The 16,792-nt window shown below is 63.3% G+C and carries 14 protein-coding genes and 1 pseudogene; 9 read left to right on the forward strand and 6 right to left on the reverse strand.

Annotated elements, in window-relative coordinates; all coding sequences use genetic code 11:
- Positions 1 to 2: 2 nt before the first annotated feature.
- Entirely contained in the window at positions 3 to 863 is an 861-nt protein-coding gene (locus SO156_RS17240; RefSeq protein WP_458148141.1) for a carbohydrate ABC transporter permease, read from the forward strand.
- Positions 864 to 876: 13 nt separating this feature from the next.
- Here the strand turns inward: SO156_RS17240 and SO156_RS17245 are convergent, their stop codons facing one another.
- From SO156_RS17245 to SO156_RS17260, 4 genes are read right to left on the reverse strand one after another with little or no spacing between them, the layout of a single operon-like run.
- On the reverse strand, positions 877 to 1,902 hold the full coding sequence (locus SO156_RS17245; RefSeq protein ID WP_458148109.1) for an aldo/keto reductase: 1,026 nt from the start codon (positions 1,900 to 1,902) through the stop codon (positions 877 to 879).
- 8 nt (positions 1,903 to 1,910) lie between these two features.
- A complete protein-coding gene (locus tag SO156_RS17250) occupies positions 1,911 to 2,129 on the reverse strand; it encodes a hypothetical protein (RefSeq protein ID WP_498535620.1) in 219 nt (72 codons plus the stop codon).
- 42 nt (positions 2,130 to 2,171) lie between these two features.
- Positions 2,172 to 3,977 carry an adenylate/guanylate cyclase domain-containing protein gene (locus SO156_RS17255; RefSeq protein ID WP_458148108.1) on the reverse strand — a complete coding sequence of 602 codons (1,806 nt, stop codon included), beginning with the start codon at positions 3,975 to 3,977 and terminating at the stop codon, positions 2,172 to 2,174.
- Between the two features lie 7 nt (positions 3,978 to 3,984).
- Positions 3,985 to 4,950 (reverse strand): ABC transporter substrate-binding protein, encoded by a 966-nt coding sequence (locus SO156_RS17260; RefSeq protein WP_498535621.1) that lies wholly within the window; start codon positions 4,948 to 4,950, stop codon positions 3,985 to 3,987.
- Positions 4,951 to 5,362: 412 nt separating this feature from the next.
- Here SO156_RS17260 and SO156_RS17265 point away from each other — a divergent pair, with 412 nt between their 5' ends.
- Both SO156_RS17265 and SO156_RS17270 read left to right on the forward strand, forming a co-directional pair.
- Complete coding sequence (locus SO156_RS17265; RefSeq protein ID WP_498535622.1) at positions 5,363 to 6,598, forward strand: SMP-30/gluconolactonase/LRE family protein; 1,236 nt, start codon at positions 5,363 to 5,365, stop codon at positions 6,596 to 6,598.
- A 102-nt stretch (positions 6,599 to 6,700) separates the two neighbouring features.
- Complete coding sequence (locus tag SO156_RS17270; RefSeq protein ID WP_498535623.1) at positions 6,701 to 7,801, forward strand: NAD(P)/FAD-dependent oxidoreductase; 1,101 nt, start codon at positions 6,701 to 6,703, stop codon at positions 7,799 to 7,801.
- Positions 7,802 to 7,819: 18 nt separating this feature from the next.
- Here SO156_RS17270 and SO156_RS17275 read toward each other — a convergent pair whose 3' ends face one another.
- A complete protein-coding gene (locus SO156_RS17275; protein WP_498535624.1) occupies positions 7,820 to 8,824 on the reverse strand; it encodes a ribonuclease Z in 1,005 nt (334 codons plus the stop codon).
- 322 nt (positions 8,825 to 9,146) lie between these two features.
- On the opposite strand from SO156_RS17275, the gene SO156_RS17280 reads away from it, so the two are divergent.
- The 6 genes from SO156_RS17280 to SO156_RS17305 all read left to right on the forward strand — a co-directional run bounded on the left by SO156_RS17280 (position 9,147) and on the right by SO156_RS17305 (position 16,155).
- Entirely contained in the window at positions 9,147 to 10,394 is a 1,248-nt protein-coding gene (locus SO156_RS17280; RefSeq protein WP_498535625.1) for an ABC transporter substrate-binding protein, read from the forward strand.
- A 114-nt stretch (positions 10,395 to 10,508) separates the two neighbouring features.
- Positions 10,509 to 11,384, forward strand: coding sequence for a branched-chain amino acid ABC transporter permease (locus SO156_RS17285; protein ID WP_498535626.1), 876 nt, complete (start codon positions 10,509 to 10,511; stop codon positions 11,382 to 11,384).
- Between the two features lies 1 nt (position 11,385).
- Complete coding sequence (locus SO156_RS17290) at positions 11,386 to 12,312, forward strand: branched-chain amino acid ABC transporter permease (protein WP_458148139.1); 927 nt, start codon at positions 11,386 to 11,388, stop codon at positions 12,310 to 12,312.
- Positions 12,312 to 13,793, forward strand: a complete 1,482-nt coding sequence (locus tag SO156_RS17295; protein WP_498535632.1) for an ATP-binding cassette domain-containing protein — start codon at positions 12,312 to 12,314, stop codon at positions 13,791 to 13,793. The genes SO156_RS17290 and SO156_RS17295 overlap by 1 nt, the downstream gene beginning before the upstream one ends.
- A 42-nt stretch (positions 13,794 to 13,835) precedes the next feature.
- The gene (locus tag SO156_RS17300; RefSeq protein ID WP_458148103.1) at positions 13,836 to 15,077 is read left to right on the forward strand and encodes an ABC transporter substrate-binding protein; all 1,242 of its coding nucleotides are present in this window, start codon (positions 13,836 to 13,838) and stop codon (positions 15,075 to 15,077) included.
- A 175-nt stretch (positions 15,078 to 15,252) separates the two neighbouring features.
- Entirely contained in the window at positions 15,253 to 16,155 is a 903-nt protein-coding gene (locus SO156_RS17305; protein ID WP_498535627.1) for an SMP-30/gluconolactonase/LRE family protein, read from the forward strand.
- Positions 16,156 to 16,384: 229 nt separating this feature from the next.
- Here the strand turns inward: SO156_RS17305 and SO156_RS17310 are convergent.
- A pseudogene (locus tag SO156_RS17310) lies at positions 16,385 to 16,777 on the reverse strand (ABC transporter permease); the annotation flags it as partial.
- Positions 16,778 to 16,792 lie beyond the last annotated feature (15 nt).

Raw genomic sequence — 16,792 nt, forward strand, 5'->3', positions numbered from 1 at the left:
GGATGCTGGGCCGCGCGCTGATCTACGCCGCATTACTGCTCTGGACGTTCATTTGCCTGTTTCCGATCTACTGGACCGTGACGACCTCGTTCAAATCGGCGGTCGATGTGACGCAGGCGCACTTGATCCCCTGGGTCGATTTCCAGCCGGACTGGAAAGGCTGGCGCTCGCTCGGCCTGTCGCCCGATACGCTGTTCGGGACCTCGACCGCGCGGTCCGAATTCATGAGCCGCTTCGTCAACAGCATCATCACTTCGGTCGGCGCATCGCTGCTGGCGCTCGTCCTCGGATCGCTCGCCGCTTACGGCTTGAGCCGCTTTCGCTACAAATTCGCCTGGATGCGCAATGACGACATCCTGTTCTTCTTCATGTCGCAACTGATCCTGCCGCCGGTCGTGCTCGCGCTGCCGTTCCTCGTGCTCTACAAGGCCCTGGCGCTGCTCGACACGACGTTTGGCCTGATCCTGCTCTACACGCTGACGGTGCTGCCGATCGTCATCTGGATCATGCGCGACCAGTTCAACGCGATTCCGATCGAGCTCGACGAGGCCGCCTTCGTGGATGGCCTGTCGACCTGGGGCGCGTTCCTCCGCATCATCCTGCCGCTCGCGGTGCCCGGTATGGTCGCCGCATTCATCCTCTCGCTGGTGCTGTGCTGGAACGAGTATTTCTTTGCCGCCCTCCTCACCAGCACCGACGCGAAGACGCTGCCCGTGATGGTGGCGAGCCAGACCGGCTCGCAGGGCATCAATTGGTGGTCGATGGCGGCGCTGTCGACGGCGGCGATCGCGCCGCTCGTCGTGGTCGGCATCTTCCTCGAGCGCTACATCGTCAGCGGCCTGACGACGGGCGCCGGAAAATAGAGCCGATCAACGCTTACGCGGGCACGGGCGCATCCGCGTCGAGCAGGCGCGCGGCCTTCAGATCGGCCCAGAGCGCGCTCGGCACCTTGGTGGTGAGCGCCGCCACGTTGCGCTCGACCTCCTCCGGACTATGCGCTCCCAGCACCACGCTCGCCACGGCCGGATGGCCAAGCGCGAAGTGCACGGCGGCCGTCGGCAGCGCGACGTGATGGGCCTCGCAGACGCGCTGGATCTCGGCAACCTTCGCCATAACCTCCGGCAGCGCGTCCTGATAGTTGTACTTGGCCCCCTTGACCGCGCCGGTGGCGAGAATGCCCGAATTGAAGACGCCGCCGAGCAGCACGGCAATGCCCTGCTCGAGCGCCAGCGGCAAGAATTCCTTCAACGCCGGCTGCTCGAGCAGCGAATAGCGGCCAGCCAGCAGCATCACGTCGAACGTGCCGGCTTTGGCGAAGCGTACACACATATCGGCTTCGTTCACGCCGATCCCGATGCCTGCGACCACGCCCTCCGCCCGGAGCTTGTCGAGCGCCACATAGGCGCCCGTCATCGCCTCTCGAAACCGGTCCTCGATCGCTGCAGCGCCATGCGTCCAGACGTCGACATCATGGATCAGCAATAGGTCGATCCGGTCGGTGCCAAGCCGCAGCAGCGACTGCTCCACCGAGCGCATCGTGCCGTCATAGGAATAGTCCACAACCGCCTTGTGCGGCTGGCCGCCGACAAAGCCCGATCGGTTCTCCGGCCGGTGAAACGCGTCCATCCAGCGGCCCACCTTGGTGCAGAGGACGACGTCCTCGCGGGCCACGCGCCGCAACGCAGTGCCGCAGCGGTGCTCCGACAGGCCATAGCCATAGAGCGGAGAAGTGTCGAGCAAATTGACGCCAAGCTCGAATGCCCGCTCCGCGGCTGCGATCGCCGTCTGATCGTCAAGCTTGAGGAAGAGGTCGCCGAGCGGGGCGGTCCCGAAGCCGAGGACCGAGGCCTGAAGCCCGGTCCGGCCAAGGGTGCGGCGGGGTAGTGCTGATTGTGAAACCATGGTGAATGTCACTCTTTTCTGCGCGGCTTTTCGCCGGTCTCATGTTCGATCAAATGCAGCGTATGACTTTGTCGCCGCGAGTCAACGCGCACCCGCGCGTCGTGCGAGAACTCAACTCCGAATTCGTCGACGTTTCCCGAGAGCGCCCTGTCGTCAACGGATTGACGATGGGCGCGGGAAAGTGGAACGGCGTGGTGAGAGCAACGATGCGGCAACACATCGCTCACTCCGACCGCCTGCGCGGCGTCGCTGTGTCGCAGACGCCTAACTCACAAAGTCTCGATTTCCAGACGGCGCAGCCCGGAATCGGAGCGCGTCGGGGGCATGCTGCTCTCTGCGACAGCAAACATTTCCATGGGCTGATCGTAGCCCTTGATAGTTTGCTTACCGGCCGAAGCAAGAGGAAAGGCGTCCTTGACTTTCTCGGCGACAGCTCTGTCGGTCAGGATTTGCGCATCCTTTGCCAGGCCGCAAAGCCGAGACGCCAAGTTGACGACATTGCCGAGGGCGGTGTAGTCGAGCCGCCCCTCGTAGCCAACGGTTCCGACCGTCGCCGTTCCCATTGCGATGCCGACGCCGAAGCCGATCGCGTGACCGGCGGCGCACCATCTTCCCGCAATCGACTGCACCGCAACCTGCAGATCGATCGCCAGCTGAACAGCGTGGTTTGCGGGCTTGTCGCAGGCAACCGGCGCGTTGACGAGAAGCATCACGCCGTCTCCGGCGAAGCGGATCAGCGTAGCCTCGTGACGGGTCGTAACGGCTCCCACTGCCGCATAGTACTCGCGCAGGACGGCCATGATGACGTCCGGTTCGGCGCGCGCGGAAAATGCCGTGAAGCCACGCAAATCACCGAAAACCACGACGACTTCACGCCGCTGCCCTTCGAGCAGTTCGGCGGAATGTTCGACGAGTTCGGCGACCTGGGGCGCAAGAAATTGCTTTAGCCGGTCGATGCGGACGGATTTCTGCTGGGAGATCGCCAGCTCCGATGCCATCTCGTTGAAACGGACCGCCAATTGCTCCAATTCGTCGCGACTGGAAATCCCAATGCGGTGGTCGAAATGTCCGTTACCGATCCGCTCGACGCCCTCTTCCAATTGCTTGATCGGACCGGACATCCGGTGCGCCCGCCAGTAGGCAAGCGCGAGCGCGATCAGCACACCGAATGCAATCAGAAGCGACGAGCGCCACAATGCCGCGCGGATCGATGCGAATGCCTCCAGGACCGGCTGCATCGCAATCACCGTCCAGCCGATATCGGGTGCATGCACCGAGAGCGCGACGACGGAATTACCTTTGTCCCCCGTGATGACGGCACCACTACTCGTGGTGCCAACCAAATGCTTGATCCGGCCGAAATCAACGGAACCGGTACGGCCGCGCAGGACCAGGCTGATGTCTGGATGGGCGATCAGCTGCCCGGAATCGTCGACGATCATGGCATAGCCGGTCTGACCGATCCTTATTGCGGCAATAACGTCCCAGATCAGCTTCAGGTTGACCTCGGCGATGGCAACCCCGGCGGCGGGAAGGTTTCCGGCGACCGCGATCCTCATATATGGCTCGGACTCGTGCTGATACTGAACGGGACCGTACCAGACCATGTTGGCGCGCGCGCCGACCACTGCGGGATCCGCGGACAGGTCGATCCCTCGGCCAGTCTTGTTCAGACGTAACCTGGACACAAAAACGCGCTCGGTCCCGGTCTCGTCGAGCAGCGAGACCGAAACGATTGCCGGCACCTGCTGTAACAGACGCAACGCGTCGATCCTGTGCCGGTCATCGTCTCCCTGTGTCCACGGAAACTGCACGACCCAGCCCAACTGATCGCTTATTTCATCCGTGAAGGCCTCTATCCTGCCCGCCGCACCACGAGCCTCGGCCTGCAGAACCTCGCTGATATGACGGCGCTGGTCGCGATAGCCGAACGATGCTTCGATCACTGCCCCAAGGATGAGAGGCACGACGGCTGCCACGAACAGGCTCGCGAAGTACTTGAAAAACAGGGAGCGACGCGGCCGCTTCGCGTCACCACGGGCAGTTAACGAAGATGGCGCAGTGAATTCTGGCATATCGATCTCAGGCAATCACCTTGTTGGCGCGAAAAAGGATTGAAGATGTTTCCAGCTCTACGCCCAGGTGCTGAGCCGTCTTCAGATTGATCGCCAGTTCGAACTTTTCGGGCCGCATGACGGGAAGAACGGCAGGATCTTCGCCGCGCAGGATCCGGTCAGCGTAATTCGCAAGCCACCGATAGGTCGCACGCTGGTTGGCGCCGTAGCTCAAAAGTCCGCCGGCCTCGCAATACTCGGACCAGCCGAACATCGAAGGGAGCCGATGCGCCAGCGCGAACTCCGCGAGTTTCGTTCGATCAACCATTGTCACGACGTCGGGAAATACGAGCATAGCGTCGGCTCCCGAGCCACCCGCAACCTCGAGCGCATTGTCTAGTTCGCTCACGCCGGAGAAGGGGACATAGATCGGCAGGATGCCCAGCCCGGCGCACGTCTGCTGGGTCGCGCGCCACTCCGATGGTTCCCCCGGATGGTCCGTGTTCGAGAGAACGGCGAGCCTGCGAACTCTGGGATAAATATCCTTGAGCAACTCAACCCGCTTTCCCGCCAACTCAAGCGAGAGGAACGTACTGCCAGTGAAATTAGTGCCAGGTTGAGCCAGGCTCTTGACCACCCCCAAAGCCACCGGGTCGCCACTGAGTGCAAACAGGACGGGTATGTCCTTTACTATGGCCATGGCACGCGTTGCCGGACCACTGGAAACTGCAAGGTCCACGTCACCGCGTCTTAGTTGGGAAATGACCTGGTGCAGCGCCGACGGATTTCCATAATGCGTCTCGAGGGCCACGTTCTTGCCTTCGACGTAACCCAGCACTCGCATCCCCTCTCGAAAGCCATCGAGGAACGGATCCGGTTCGGAACCCGTGGAGATCCAGAGAATGCGATAGACCTTCCGTGCCTCTTGCGCGCGCGCAATCACAGGAAAGGCCACTGCGCCGGCAACAAGCCGAATAAAGTCCCTTCGTTTCATGGCAACCACCGTTACGACCAGGCTGCACGGAACAGGCCATCCAGTGGTCTTGAAATTTGCCCTCGGACTTTCGAGGCTCGCCGAGCTGTCGGCTAGCGGACCGACAGGGTCTCGATTCTCTCGCACCCTGAATATTGAGCTGCCGAAGGAGCGATCTCCTTCATTAGTCGACGGAACCGTCTCAAGAGACTGCACGTTCATGTGTTTTTGGCTTTAGAAGCGCTTGTTTTTTCCTTGAGATCGGCACGTCCCGGAACCCGTCACGTCAACAAGGCTTACCCGCTTTCCCGCGAACCTGCTTTCACGCCATGCGAAGAAGAACGGCCGCACTCGTAACTCGACGCCGGCCGGACTAACTTGCTCGCGCTCGGCCGGAATCAACCGGCCGGCGAACCCCCACCCGGAGGAAGCGATGACACGCCAACTGTCCGATTCCGAGCAGCGCGATCCAGACACCACGCTTTCACGACGATCACTTGTCCAGGGCCTTGCGATTGCTGCAGGCGCCACGATGACGGGCGCCGGCCCCGCGCTGGCGCAGAATGCGCCTGCGGCCCCGCCGACGACGATCACCAATCCGCCTCGCGACTTCAGCCCGCGTGGTGCGCCGACCACCTATTTCTGGGACCCCGACATCATCGCGGTCGATCCGTCCTTCAACGACCTCGCGCAACCGAACACGGCGATCAAGCGGCTTCATACCGGGCTGCTCTGGGCCGAAGGGCCGGCGTGGAGCTCGCAAGGCCGCTATCTCGTGTGGAGCGACATTCCCAACAACCGGCAGATGCGCTGGAGCGAGGACGATGGTCATGTCAGCGTATTCCGCACGCCGTCCAACTACAGCAACGGCAACTCCTTCGACTTCCAGGGCCGCCAGCTCTCCTGCGAGCATCTGACCCGCCGCGTCACCCGCTACGAGCATGACGGCACCGCAACCGTGCTCGCCGATTCCTATCAGGGTAAGAAGCTGAATTCGCCGAACGACGTCGTCGCGCATCCCGATGGCAGCTACTGGTTCACCGACCCGCCCTATGGCGGCCAGCTCTATGAGGGCGAGCCGGATGGTCCGGGCGGTCCGAGCAACGCCGCCGGCAAGATCAATCCGCGGATCGGCCAGCCGGCCGGCTTCGCGCCTGGCAAGCGCGAGCTGCCGACCAATTGCTATCGCATCGACCCCACTGGCCGCATCGACCTCGTGGTCAGCGAGGACCAGGTGCCCGATCCCAACGGCCTCTGCTTCTCGCCCGATTTCAAGAAGCTCTACGTCGTCTCTACCGGCAAGGGTCCGGGCGATACGGGCGCCGGCGGCAAGGGCGACGTGCACGTCTTCGATGTCGGCAGCGACAACAAGCTCTCCAATCAAAAGCTGTTCAGCGACTTCACGATCGACGGCGTGAAGTGCGGGCCGGACGGCGTGCGCTGCGACGTCAACGGCAATGTCTGGGCCTCCAGCAACGCGGGCCGCGCGGTCGGCTATAACGGCGTGACGGTGTGGTCGCCCGATGGCAAGCTGCTGGGCCGCATCCGCTTGCCGGAGGTGTGCGGCAACGTCTGCTTCGGCGGCCCCAAGCGCAACCGCCTGTTCATGGCTGCGAGCCAGTCGCTCTACGCCGTGTACACGGCGACGCAAGGCGCAGGGCCGGGCTGAGGCGGCGCGAGCCGGACCACGACGAGGCGCCGGCGTGCCCCGCCGGCGCCGAATTGTTTCGATCCTCGCCTCGATGCGCGAGGGATTGCCAGGGAAGACACAATGCGCGTTGTCATCTGCGGCGGCGGCGTGATTGGCGCCTGCACCGCTTATTTCCTCAGCCGCCGCGGGATCGACGTCATCGTCGTGGAGCGAACCGAGGTAGCTGCGGCGGCATCCGGCAAGGCCGGCGGATTTTTGGCGCTCGACTGGTGTGCCGGGACGCCACTCGATGCGCTGGCACGGCGCAGCTTTGCGCTTCACGCGCAACTGCCGCACGAAGTCGCAGGCGATTGGGCCTACCGCCGCATGACCGCCTATGGCGGCTTCGTTGCCGGCAACGACGCGCAGCGTGACACGCCGTCTGCGCTCGGCTGGCTCTCCAATGGCGTCGTCATCGCGCACCGTCTCGGCACGACGGATACGACGGCCATCGTTCATCCGCGCAAATTCACCTCAGCGATAATGAACGCGGCGCTCGCGCAAGGCGTCGAGCTGCGCCGGGGATGCGTCACCGGTATCGCGCGCGATGCGGACGGAACGACCGTGAAGAGCGTCGAGATCGAAGGCGACGTCATCGAGGCGGATGCGGTTGTCATCGCCATGGGACCATGGTCGCTGCTGGCGACCCAATGGATGACCCTGCCCGCCGTGTATGGGCAGCGAAGTCCAAGCCTCGTGTACGACACCGGCACGGACGTTCCAGCCGATGCGCTGTTTCTGGAGCATGAGCAAAGCGGCAGCGCAATATCGCTCGAGGTCTTTCCGCGCGCGGACGGCAGCACGCTGATCACCGCGTTCTCGGACGTCGCACCGCTACCGATGGACCCTGCGACCGTAACGCCGGATCAGGACGCGATCGACCGCCTGCAAGCGATCGCTGGACGGCTGTCGCCGCTGTTTCGCGCCAACAGGATCATCGCCCGGCAAGCCTGCTTCCGGCCGGTCACCCAAGACGGCTTGCCGCTGATCGGCAAAGTGCCGAACAGCGAGAGCCTTTACGTCGCGACCGGGCACAATGTCTGGGGCATCCTCAATGCGCCTGCGACCGGCGAAGCACTGGCGGAAGTGATCACTGAGGGCGCAGCACGCTGCATCGATCTCACGGCATTCGATCCCGCCCGGCTTCGACCGCTCGATCCGTCGCTGCTGCAGGCGCGATGATCACGCCGACGACGCGGCTCATGCCACGGGGGCGCTCCGGCCTGCAAATGCAGCCTCTGCCTCATCTCGCAGCCTGTCCGGCGTCTCCAGATAGCGCGGAGAATGATGAAACGTCGTCATCCGCTTCACGCCCGCTTCGCGCGCGAGGTATCCGGCCTGCGCCGCGGTCAGGTGACGGCGCTCGGAAGCAAGTTGCGCGTCGTCGCCGGCGAAGGCAGCCTCGATGAACAGGTGATCGGCGCCGCGCGCGAGCGCGACGATCTTTTCCGCATTGGCCCGGGTGAAGGCGGCGTCGGTCACGTAGGCGATGCGCTGTCCGGGCGCGACCTTGAGCGCGTGCCGGGTCAGCTCGCCAAGCCGGATCGTGCGACCGCTGTCAACTTCGATCGATGTGTCCTCATCTGCGCCCATCCGCACCGCGCTCTTGGCCGCATTGAGCCACGGGCCCACCTGAAGGCCGAGTTCGGCGAGCCCGGCTGTCCAGACATTGACGCGCAGGGTTTCCTGCAGCGCAAATCCAAGGCAGGGAATCCCGTGATCGAGGGTCGCAGCCTCGATCCGCAGATCGCCATCCGCAAACACCAGCCCCGGTGCAACGAACGGCGCTTCAATCGGCGAGTGGTGAAACTGCCGTCTCGCAGAAAAGCTGGTCCACTCGCCGAGCCGGTCATCACAGAATTCGGCGGCGACGATCTCGAACTCCGGCGACTCCTGATTCAGCAGATTCCAGCTATACGACGCTAGCTTGCCGGCGATGGCCGCGACGAGACCAGGCGGCCCGATCACGCGCAAACGGCCCGGCTGATGATGCCTGACCCGCAGCAACTGATCGAAGCCGGCAAAGTGGTCCATGTGACGGTGGCTGACGAAGACGTTACTGATGCGCAGCAATTCCCGATTGGCCAGGGAAGACAGATCGCCAAGGTCAAACAACATGGCGCGCCGCCCGAACCTGAAATCGGCCAGCAGTCCGGGATCGGCGAATGGCTCATTGACGAGGCGGCATTGAACGAGTTGACCCATCAATAGGACCTTCCTGGACCGCGCGACGTTATCCCGACGATGCCGGCCAGGCGACCGCCCTCGTGTCTCTGCGCTTGAGGCGGGCGTCGACTGGTGCCTGCTCGCGTCACGGGCGACCTGCGGCTCGCGGCGGGCGCGAACGCATGCCCACCAGCAAATTCTGCATGCCTGCAGCGAACTTTCCTGCACTCTATTTGCGCAGCGCTAGACTTTAGTCCGGCTCTCACAATCCTGAATGCAGTTTCGCTTGCCGAGACTGGCGTCGCCGTTATAGTCGCGCCCAATAGCTCAAAAGAGGCTTGTTTAAGAGGAGAGAAACAGAATGAAAAGCATACTCCCTGGTGCATTGCGGATATTCCTCGGTGCGGCAGCGTTCAACGTGCTGATCACCGGATCGGGCACGGCACTTGCAGCAGATCCCATCAAGATCGGCGTGATCGCAGAGGCGCAGGCGATCGCCGGCGCATCGATCCCGCAGGCAGCGCAACTCGCCGCCGACGAGATCAACGCCAAGGGCGGCGTCGACGGTCGCAAGATCGAGATCATCTCTTACGACAATCACTCCTCCTCGGCCGATTCAGTGCGCGCATTCCAGCGCGCCGTCAACGAAGACAAGGTCAACGCCGTCATCGCGAGCTATATCAGCGAAGTTGTGTTGGCGCTGGAGCCCTGGGCTTCGCGCCTGAAGACGCCGTTCGTCACACCGGGCGCCGCCTCCAACGAAATCAGCAAGAGCGTTCACGCCGACTACGCGAAGAACAAGTACACCTTCCACGGCTACCTGACCTCGGCCGCGCTGGCGCTTTCCGTCTGCGACGCCGCCAAGGACCTGTTGGTCGACAAGATGCACATGAAGTCGGCGGTCATCATGAGCGAGGACGCCGCCTGGACCAAGCCGCTCGACGTCGGCTACGAGGAATGCCTGCCCAAGATCGGGCTGAAGGTGCTGGACCACATCCGCTTCTCGCCGGATACCACAGACTTCACGCCGATCTTCAACAAGATCGAGGGCGCCAAGCCCGACGTGATCATTACCGGCATCTCGCACGTCGGCGTGCAGCCGACGGTGCAGTGGAAGAACCAGCAGGTGCCGATTCCGATGTTCGGCATTTCCTCGCAGGCCACCAACGAGACGTTCGGCAAGGACACCAACCAGGCCGCCGAGGGCGTGCTCTACCAGGGCGTCTCCGGCCCCGGCGTCGCGGTGACACCGAAGTCGGTGCCGTTCGCGGAGGGTTTCCGGAAGAAGTACGGCAACTATCCGTCCTATGCCGGCTACACCGCCTATGACGAGGTCTACTACATCGCCGACGCCGTGAAGCGAGCGGGCTCGACCGACGCCGACAAGCTGGTCGACGCACTGGAGAAGACCGATTGGGAAGGCACCATCGGCCGCGTGCAGTTCTACGGCAAGGATGATCCGTTCACCCATTCGATCAAATACGGCAAGGGTCTGATCACCGGCCTGATGCTGCAATGGCAGGACGGCAAGCAGATTGCGGTCTGGCCGAAGGACGTCGCCAAAACCGACGTCAAGTTCCCGAGCTTCATCAAGCTCACAACCAACTAGTCGGAACTGCTCCCGGGCCACCTCCCGGGAGCTTTCACATGCGGCGTACGCAGCACCTTTTCTCCGAAGAGGGCGCGTGAGACCGCCTCTCATAGACCAGATTGCCAATCATAGATGCGAGCACTCCAGATCCTGATCGATGGCTTTGCCATCAGCGCCCTCTACGCTCTCGGAGCTACCGGATTCACGCTGATTTTCGGCGTCTCCGGCGTGCTCAACCTCTCCCACGGCGCCATCATGGTGGCGGCAGCGGTGGCGGCCTGGGCCGCAGCCAGCATTTTGCATGTCGACACCTATTTCGGCGCGCTGATCGGAGTCGGGGTCGCGCTCATCACCGCCTTTGCCACCTACTTCGCGGTGGTGAAGCCGATCCAGGATTCCCGCCGTATCCCCAACGAGGAAAAGGAGATCTTCGTCCTCACGGGCACGCTGCTCTGGGGCATCATGATCCAGGAGCTGATCGCCTATTTCTTCACCAACAATGCCAAGACCGTGCTGCCGATCGTCGAGGGCGTCGTCGACATTCTCGGCGTGCGCACGCCGCGCAACGAGATCTTCACCGCGGTTGTGTGCTGCCTCGTCATCGCGCTCTTGTGGCTGCTGGTGAACCGCACCCGCACCGGCAAGGCGGTGCTGGCGGCCTCGATGAACCCGCGCGGCGTCACCCTGCTCGGCCTCGAGCTCACCAACATCTACATCGTGGTCTGGGCGATCTACGGCGTGCTCGCCGGCATCGCGGGCGTGCTGCTCGGGATGTTCCTGGGCGTCAGCTCCTACAGTGTCGGACCGCTGACCGCGAGCGCGTTCTCCATCGTCGTGCTCGGCGGGCTCGGCAGTGTCTCGGGCTCGCTGATCGCGGCCTTTGTGGTCGGCTATCTCGAAACCATCACGGCCTATCTGATTTCGCCGGCCTATCGCACCATTCCGGCGCTGCTGCTTCTGGTGGTCGTCATGTACATCCGGCCCCAGGGCCTTCTGGGGAGGCGCTGATATGGCCGGATTCTTCACCTCTCGCCTGTTCTTCGTCTCGCTCGCGCTCGTCCTGATCGCAGCGACCCTGCCGCTCTACGTCTCCGGCTATGTCCTCGGCCTGCTCACGGTCGCCTTCTATTTCGGCGTCTTCGCCATGGCCTGGGACCTGCTGTTCGGCTTCGCTGGCGAGGTCAATTTCGGGCCGACCTTCCTGATCGGCGTCGGCGCCTACACGGCCGGCATTCTCAACAACCAGTTCGGCTGGTCGGTTTATCTCTGCATCGTGCTCGGCGCGCTCGCCTCCGTCATCGCTGGCCTCGTGCTGGCGCTGCCCGCGCTCAGGGTGCGGGGGCCGTATTTCGGCCTGACAACGCTGGTTGCGGTGCTCATGCTCCAGAACTTCATCGTGGTGTTCGCCGATCTCACCGGCGGCGAGATCGGACTGACCATCCCCGACGTCATTACCATCAACGCCGGCGCCAACTACTGGATCGCGCTCGGCTTCATGACGATCTCGGCGGCCATCCTCTACGGCCTGTCGCAATCGCCGATCGGGCTCGTGCTGCAGGCAAGTGGCCAGGACCCGGTACAGGCCGGCGCGCTCGGGTTCAATATCGTCAAGCACAAGCTCGCTGCGTTCGTCGTCAGCGCGTTTTTCTCGGGACTGTCGGGTGCGCTGCTGGTGTTCTATTTCGGCACCGCCTCGGTCGGAACCGTGGTCGACGTCGCGGTCGGCGTGAATGTCATCGTTTCGGCCGTGCTCGGGGGCCGCCGCACGGTGCTCGGCGCGGCATTGGGCGCGATCTTCCTGATCGTCGCCGGCGAGTTCCTGCGGCCGACCGGCGAGCTCGCGACCTTCATCGTCTCGGCAGTTGCGCTCCTTGTGGTGCTTTTCTTCCCCGGCGGGTTCCTCGGAGCGGCCCTGTCACGCGAGGCGCGTTCATGATGGATCAGACCGTCGCCACCACCTCCGTTCTCACCGTTCGCGGTCTGACCAAGAGGTTCGGCGGCCTGACGGCCGTGAAGAACCTCAGCTTCGACCTGCGCGGCAGCGAGATTTTTGGCCTGATCGGGCCGAACGGTTCGGGCAAATCCACTGCGATGAAGAGCGTGATGGGCATCGAGCGCCCGAGCGCCGGCGAAGTGATCTTCGAGGGCGAGAACGTCGCGGGCCTTCCCGCGCACAAGATCGCGCGCAAGGGCTTTGGCATGGTGTTCCAGCATTCGCGGCCGCTGAACCGGCAGACCGTGCTGGAGAACATCATGGTCGCGCTGTTGCCGGACAGCCTGTTCATGCTGTTTCCGGACAAGGCGCTGGTGGACCGTGCCAAGTGGATCGCCGACCGCGTCGGGTTAGGCGCCGTGATGAACCGCCGCCCGCCGACGCTGCCCTTTGCCGATTTGCGCCGGCTCGAGCTTGCCAAGGCGATCGCGCGCGACCCGAAGGTGGTGCTGGTCGACGAGCCCTTCGCCGGGCTGACGCGGGCCGAGGTCGACGTCTTCTCCGACCTGATCCGCAGCTTTCGCGATGAGGGCCGCGCAGTGATGCTGGTCGACCACAACGTCAAGAGCGTCGCCGCGCTCGTCGACCGCGTGCTCGCGATGTATCTCGGCGAGGAGATCGTCACCGGTAAGGCCGACGAGGTGATGAAGAACGAGACCGTGCGGCGGGTTTATCTCGGCGGCGCCATCGAGACCCACGCGCGGCCCGAAACCACCTTCAAGGACAAGGTGCCGCTGCTGCAGGTGGAGAACGTCAGCGTTCACTATGGCAAGGCGCAGGCGCTGGAGAATGTCTCGATCCACATCCACGAGGGTGAGTTCGTCTCGATTGTCGGCCTCAATGGTGCCGGCAAGACCACGCTGTTCAACACCATCTCCGGCTTCCTGCCCTATGACGGCGAGATCCGGCGCAAGGGGGAAAAGCTGCGGGGCACGAGCGCGGCAAAGATCGCGCGGAGCGGTCTCGTGCAATGTCCGGAATCGCGCGAGCTGTTCGGCGAGATGACAGTGCGTGAAAACCTCGATCTCGGCGGCCAGCATTTGACCGACGAGGCGCGCGGAGCGCAGCTCGCCTGGCTGTTCGGGCTGTTCCCGATCCTGAAAGAGCGTCAGGGCCAATTGGCGCAGACGCTCTCCGGCGGCGAGCAGCAGATGCTCGCGATCGGCCGCGCGCTGATGATGCAGCCGCAAATCCTGATCCTGGACGAGCCGACGCTGGGGCTCGCGCCTGTCATCCTCGAGCAATTGTCCAAGGCACTGGAGAAGCTGCGGCAGACCACGTCGATCACGGTTCTGCTCGGCGAGCAGAACGTGACCTTCGCCCTTCCCCACGCCGACCGCGTCTATGTGCTCGAGCATGCACGGATCGTCTGGCAAGGCGATCCCGGAAGGTTCGCGGCGGAAGCCGGCGCGGGTTATCTCTGACGATTGCCATAACAACCAAAAAACACAGCAAGGGAGACAAGCATGCCACTATCGAAGTGCCTCACCAGCAACCTCCTTCTCGCCTCTGCGCTGGTGCTATGCCTCGCCGCGCCCGCTTATGCGCAATCGAACGAGCCCATCAAGATCGGCGTGATTGCCGAGGTACAGTCGATCGCGGGTGCAGCGACGCCGGGCGGCGCCCAGATCGCCGCTGACGAGATCAACGCCAAGGGCGGCGTGCTCGGCCGCAAGGTCGAGATCGTCACCTACGACAACAAGAGCTCTTCGGCAGATTCCGTGCGCGCCTTCCAGCGTGCGGTGAGCGAGGACAAGGTTTCCGCGGTGATCGCGAGCTATATCAGCGAGGTCGTCCTTGCGCTGGAGCCGTGGGCAGCGCGGCTGAAGATGCCGCTGATCACGCCGGGTGCTGCGTCGAACGAGATCACCAAGGCGATCCACAATGACTACGACAAGAACAAGTACACATTCCACGGCTACCTGACCTCGGCCGCGCAGGCGCAGCTCGTATGCGATGCAGCAAAAGACCTGCTCGTCGACCAGCTCAAGTTCAAGACGGTCGCGATCATGAGCGAGGACGCGGCCTGGACCAAGCCGCTCGACGTCGGTTACGAGGCCTGTCTGCCCAAGGCCGGCCTCAAGGTCGTCGAGCACGTACGCTTCTCGCCCGATACCACCGACTTCACGCCGATCTTCAACAACATGGAGAGCAAGAAGCCGGACGTGATCGTCACCGGCATCTCGCATGTCGGCGTGCAGCCGACGGTGCAGTGGAAGAACCAGCAGGTGCCGATCCCGATGTTCGGCATCAGCGCGCAGGCCTTGAGCCCGACCTTCTGGAACGACACCAACGGCGCGGCCGACGGCGTGCCGTCGCTGGCGGTTGCGACGCCCGACGTCGCGGTGACACCGAAGACGAAACCGTTCGCGGCGGCCTTCAAGACCAAGTTCGGCACGCCGCCGGCCTATACCGGCTATACGGCCTATGACGAGGTCTACATCATCACGGATGCAATCAAGCGCGCGGGCTCGACCGATCCGGACAAGATGGTCGCTGAGTTGGAGAAGACCGACTTCGAGGGCACGATCGGCCGCATCCAGTTCTACGGCAAGAGCGACGAGTTCACCCACGGCATCAAGTCGGGCCCCGGGGCGGTGACCGGTCTGGTCTTTCAGTGGCAGGACGGCAAGCAGATCACGGTCTGGCCGAAGGCGATCGCGGAAGGGCAGCTCAAGTTTCCCAATTTCGTGAAGCTGTCGCAGTAAGCCTCACAACGAGCTCTACAAACGCGGATGCTCGGGCTCGTCCCGGGCATTCACTTTCTTACATCGGTACACCGCCCGATGAAGCTCCACTTGCAAATTTGGCAGGGTCGATCAGAGTGACGGAAAGCAGCACGCGGGCAAGCTTGAAGAACCTGCGGCCCATCGCGGAGGACCCATGCTCCCCTATGTCACGCACGACCCGCGCTTCGAGCGGCTGGTCATCGGTCATGTCAATATCGAGAAGCTCTTCACCGGCTGCCGCTGGGCCGAAGGTCCGGCCTATTTCCCGGCCGGCCGCTACCTCGTCTGGTCCGACATTCCCAACAACCGGATGATGCGGTTTGACGAGACCGATGCATCGGTGTCGGTGTTCCGCTCGCCCAGCTTCAACTCGAACGGCAATACGACCGATCGCCAGGGACAGCTGGTCAGCTGCGAGCATTTCATGCGGCGCGTCACCCGCACCGAGCACGACGGCTCGATCACCGTGCTGGCCGACCAGTTCGACGGCCACCGGCTCAACTCGCCCAACGACGTCGTGGTCAAGTCCGACGACTCGATCTGGTTCTCCGATCCGACCTACGGCATCGACAGCGATTACGAGGGGCAGCAGAGCCCGTCCGAGATCGGCGCGAGCAACGTCTACCGGATCGACGGCAGCACCGGAAAGATCACGCTCGTCGTGTCCGACCGGGTGCAGCCCAACGGGCTGGCCTTCTCGCCCGACGAGACGCGGCTCTACGTCGCCGACACCGGCGCCACGCATGTCCCCGGGCTGCCCGCAACGATCTGGTCCTACAAGGTGGAGGGGCAGCAGACGTCCGGAGACGCCACACTGTTCGCCACCTGTGGCGAGGGTCTCTACGACGGCTTCCGCTGCGACATCCATGGCAATATCTGGACGTCGGCAGGCCGCAGCGTGTTCTGCTACGCGCCTGATGGCACGCATATCGGCACGGTTCCGGTCGGGGAAATCGTCGCCAATGTCTGCTTCGGCGGCCCGCGCCGCAACCGGCTCTATATCTGCGGCCAGACCTCGCTGTACTCGATCTATCTCAACACGCGCGCGGCGGTTTAGGGAGCGCCGCGAGGCTCGCGCAACCACACAACAAAAACATCGAAAACAACCCCATGCAAAGTAGCCGGTGGCGAACGGCGCGATGATTTACGATTTTACGAAATCATTTGACGCGTCGGGCAAATCAGGGGCATGATGCCATCATCGGGCCGTGGGATGGACAGACCCCCAACGGGAGCAGTCGGACCCACCTAACCTTTTCGAGCGCCAGGAAACGGACTCAGATTCGTCAGCTCGTGACGCGCTCACCGCGCCCATAGACCAGCAGCATGAAGATGATGACGAGGCCGTAGATCACCTGCCGGCCGGCCTCGGGCATTTCCATGATCGAGAGCACGCTGTTGAGCAGCACGATCAGCACCACGCCGATCAGCGTGCCGAGATAGCGGCCGCGGCCGCCCAGAATGTTGGTGCCGCCGATCACCACCGCGGCGATCGACGGCAGCAGATAGGCATCGCCCATGCCCTGATAGGCTTTTGTGGAATAGCCGGCGAGCAGGACGCCCGCGAGTGCGGCCGCACCACCGCAGATGACGAAGCAAACCACTGTGACGCGGCGCGTGTCGATGCCGGCCAGATACGCCGCCGCTTCCTTGTTGCCAATGGCATAGATGTAACGGCCGGTCTCTTATACACA

The sequence above is a fragment of the Bradyrhizobium sp. UFLA05-125 genome, assembly GCF_059803515.1.

Excerpts from the sequence above, each read along its gene's own strand:
- SO156_RS17240 (WP_458148141.1), top strand. The coding sequence starts at position 3 with ATGCTGGGCCGCGCGCTGATCTACGCCGCATTACTGCTCTGGACGTTC.
- SO156_RS17305 (WP_498535627.1), top strand. The coding sequence starts at position 15,253 with ATGCTCCCCTATGTCACGCACGACCCGCGCTTCGAGCGGCTGGTCATC.
- SO156_RS17275 (WP_498535624.1), bottom strand. The coding sequence starts at position 8,824 with ATGGGTCAACTCGTTCAATGCCGCCTCGTCAATGAGCCATTCGCCGAT.
- SO156_RS17265 (WP_498535622.1), top strand. The coding sequence starts at position 5,363 with ATGACACGCCAACTGTCCGATTCCGAGCAGCGCGATCCAGACACCACG.
- SO156_RS17280 (WP_498535625.1), top strand. The coding sequence starts at position 9,147 with ATGAAAAGCATACTCCCTGGTGCATTGCGGATATTCCTCGGTGCGGCA.
- SO156_RS17260 (WP_498535621.1), bottom strand. The coding sequence starts at position 4,950 with ATGAAACGAAGGGACTTTATTCGGCTTGTTGCCGGCGCAGTGGCCTTT.
- SO156_RS17300 (WP_458148103.1), top strand. The coding sequence starts at position 13,836 with ATGCCACTATCGAAGTGCCTCACCAGCAACCTCCTTCTCGCCTCTGCG.
- SO156_RS17285 (WP_498535626.1), top strand. The coding sequence starts at position 10,509 with ATGCGAGCACTCCAGATCCTGATCGATGGCTTTGCCATCAGCGCCCTC.
- SO156_RS17295 (WP_498535632.1), top strand. The coding sequence starts at position 12,312 with ATGGATCAGACCGTCGCCACCACCTCCGTTCTCACCGTTCGCGGTCTG.
- SO156_RS17290 (WP_458148139.1), top strand. The coding sequence starts at position 11,386 with ATGGCCGGATTCTTCACCTCTCGCCTGTTCTTCGTCTCGCTCGCGCTC.
- SO156_RS17255 (WP_458148108.1), bottom strand. The coding sequence starts at position 3,977 with ATGCCAGAATTCACTGCGCCATCTTCGTTAACTGCCCGTGGTGACGCG.
- SO156_RS17245 (WP_458148109.1), bottom strand. The coding sequence starts at position 1,902 with ATGGTTTCACAATCAGCACTACCCCGCCGCACCCTTGGCCGGACCGGG.
- SO156_RS17270 (WP_498535623.1), top strand. The coding sequence starts at position 6,701 with ATGCGCGTTGTCATCTGCGGCGGCGGCGTGATTGGCGCCTGCACCGCT.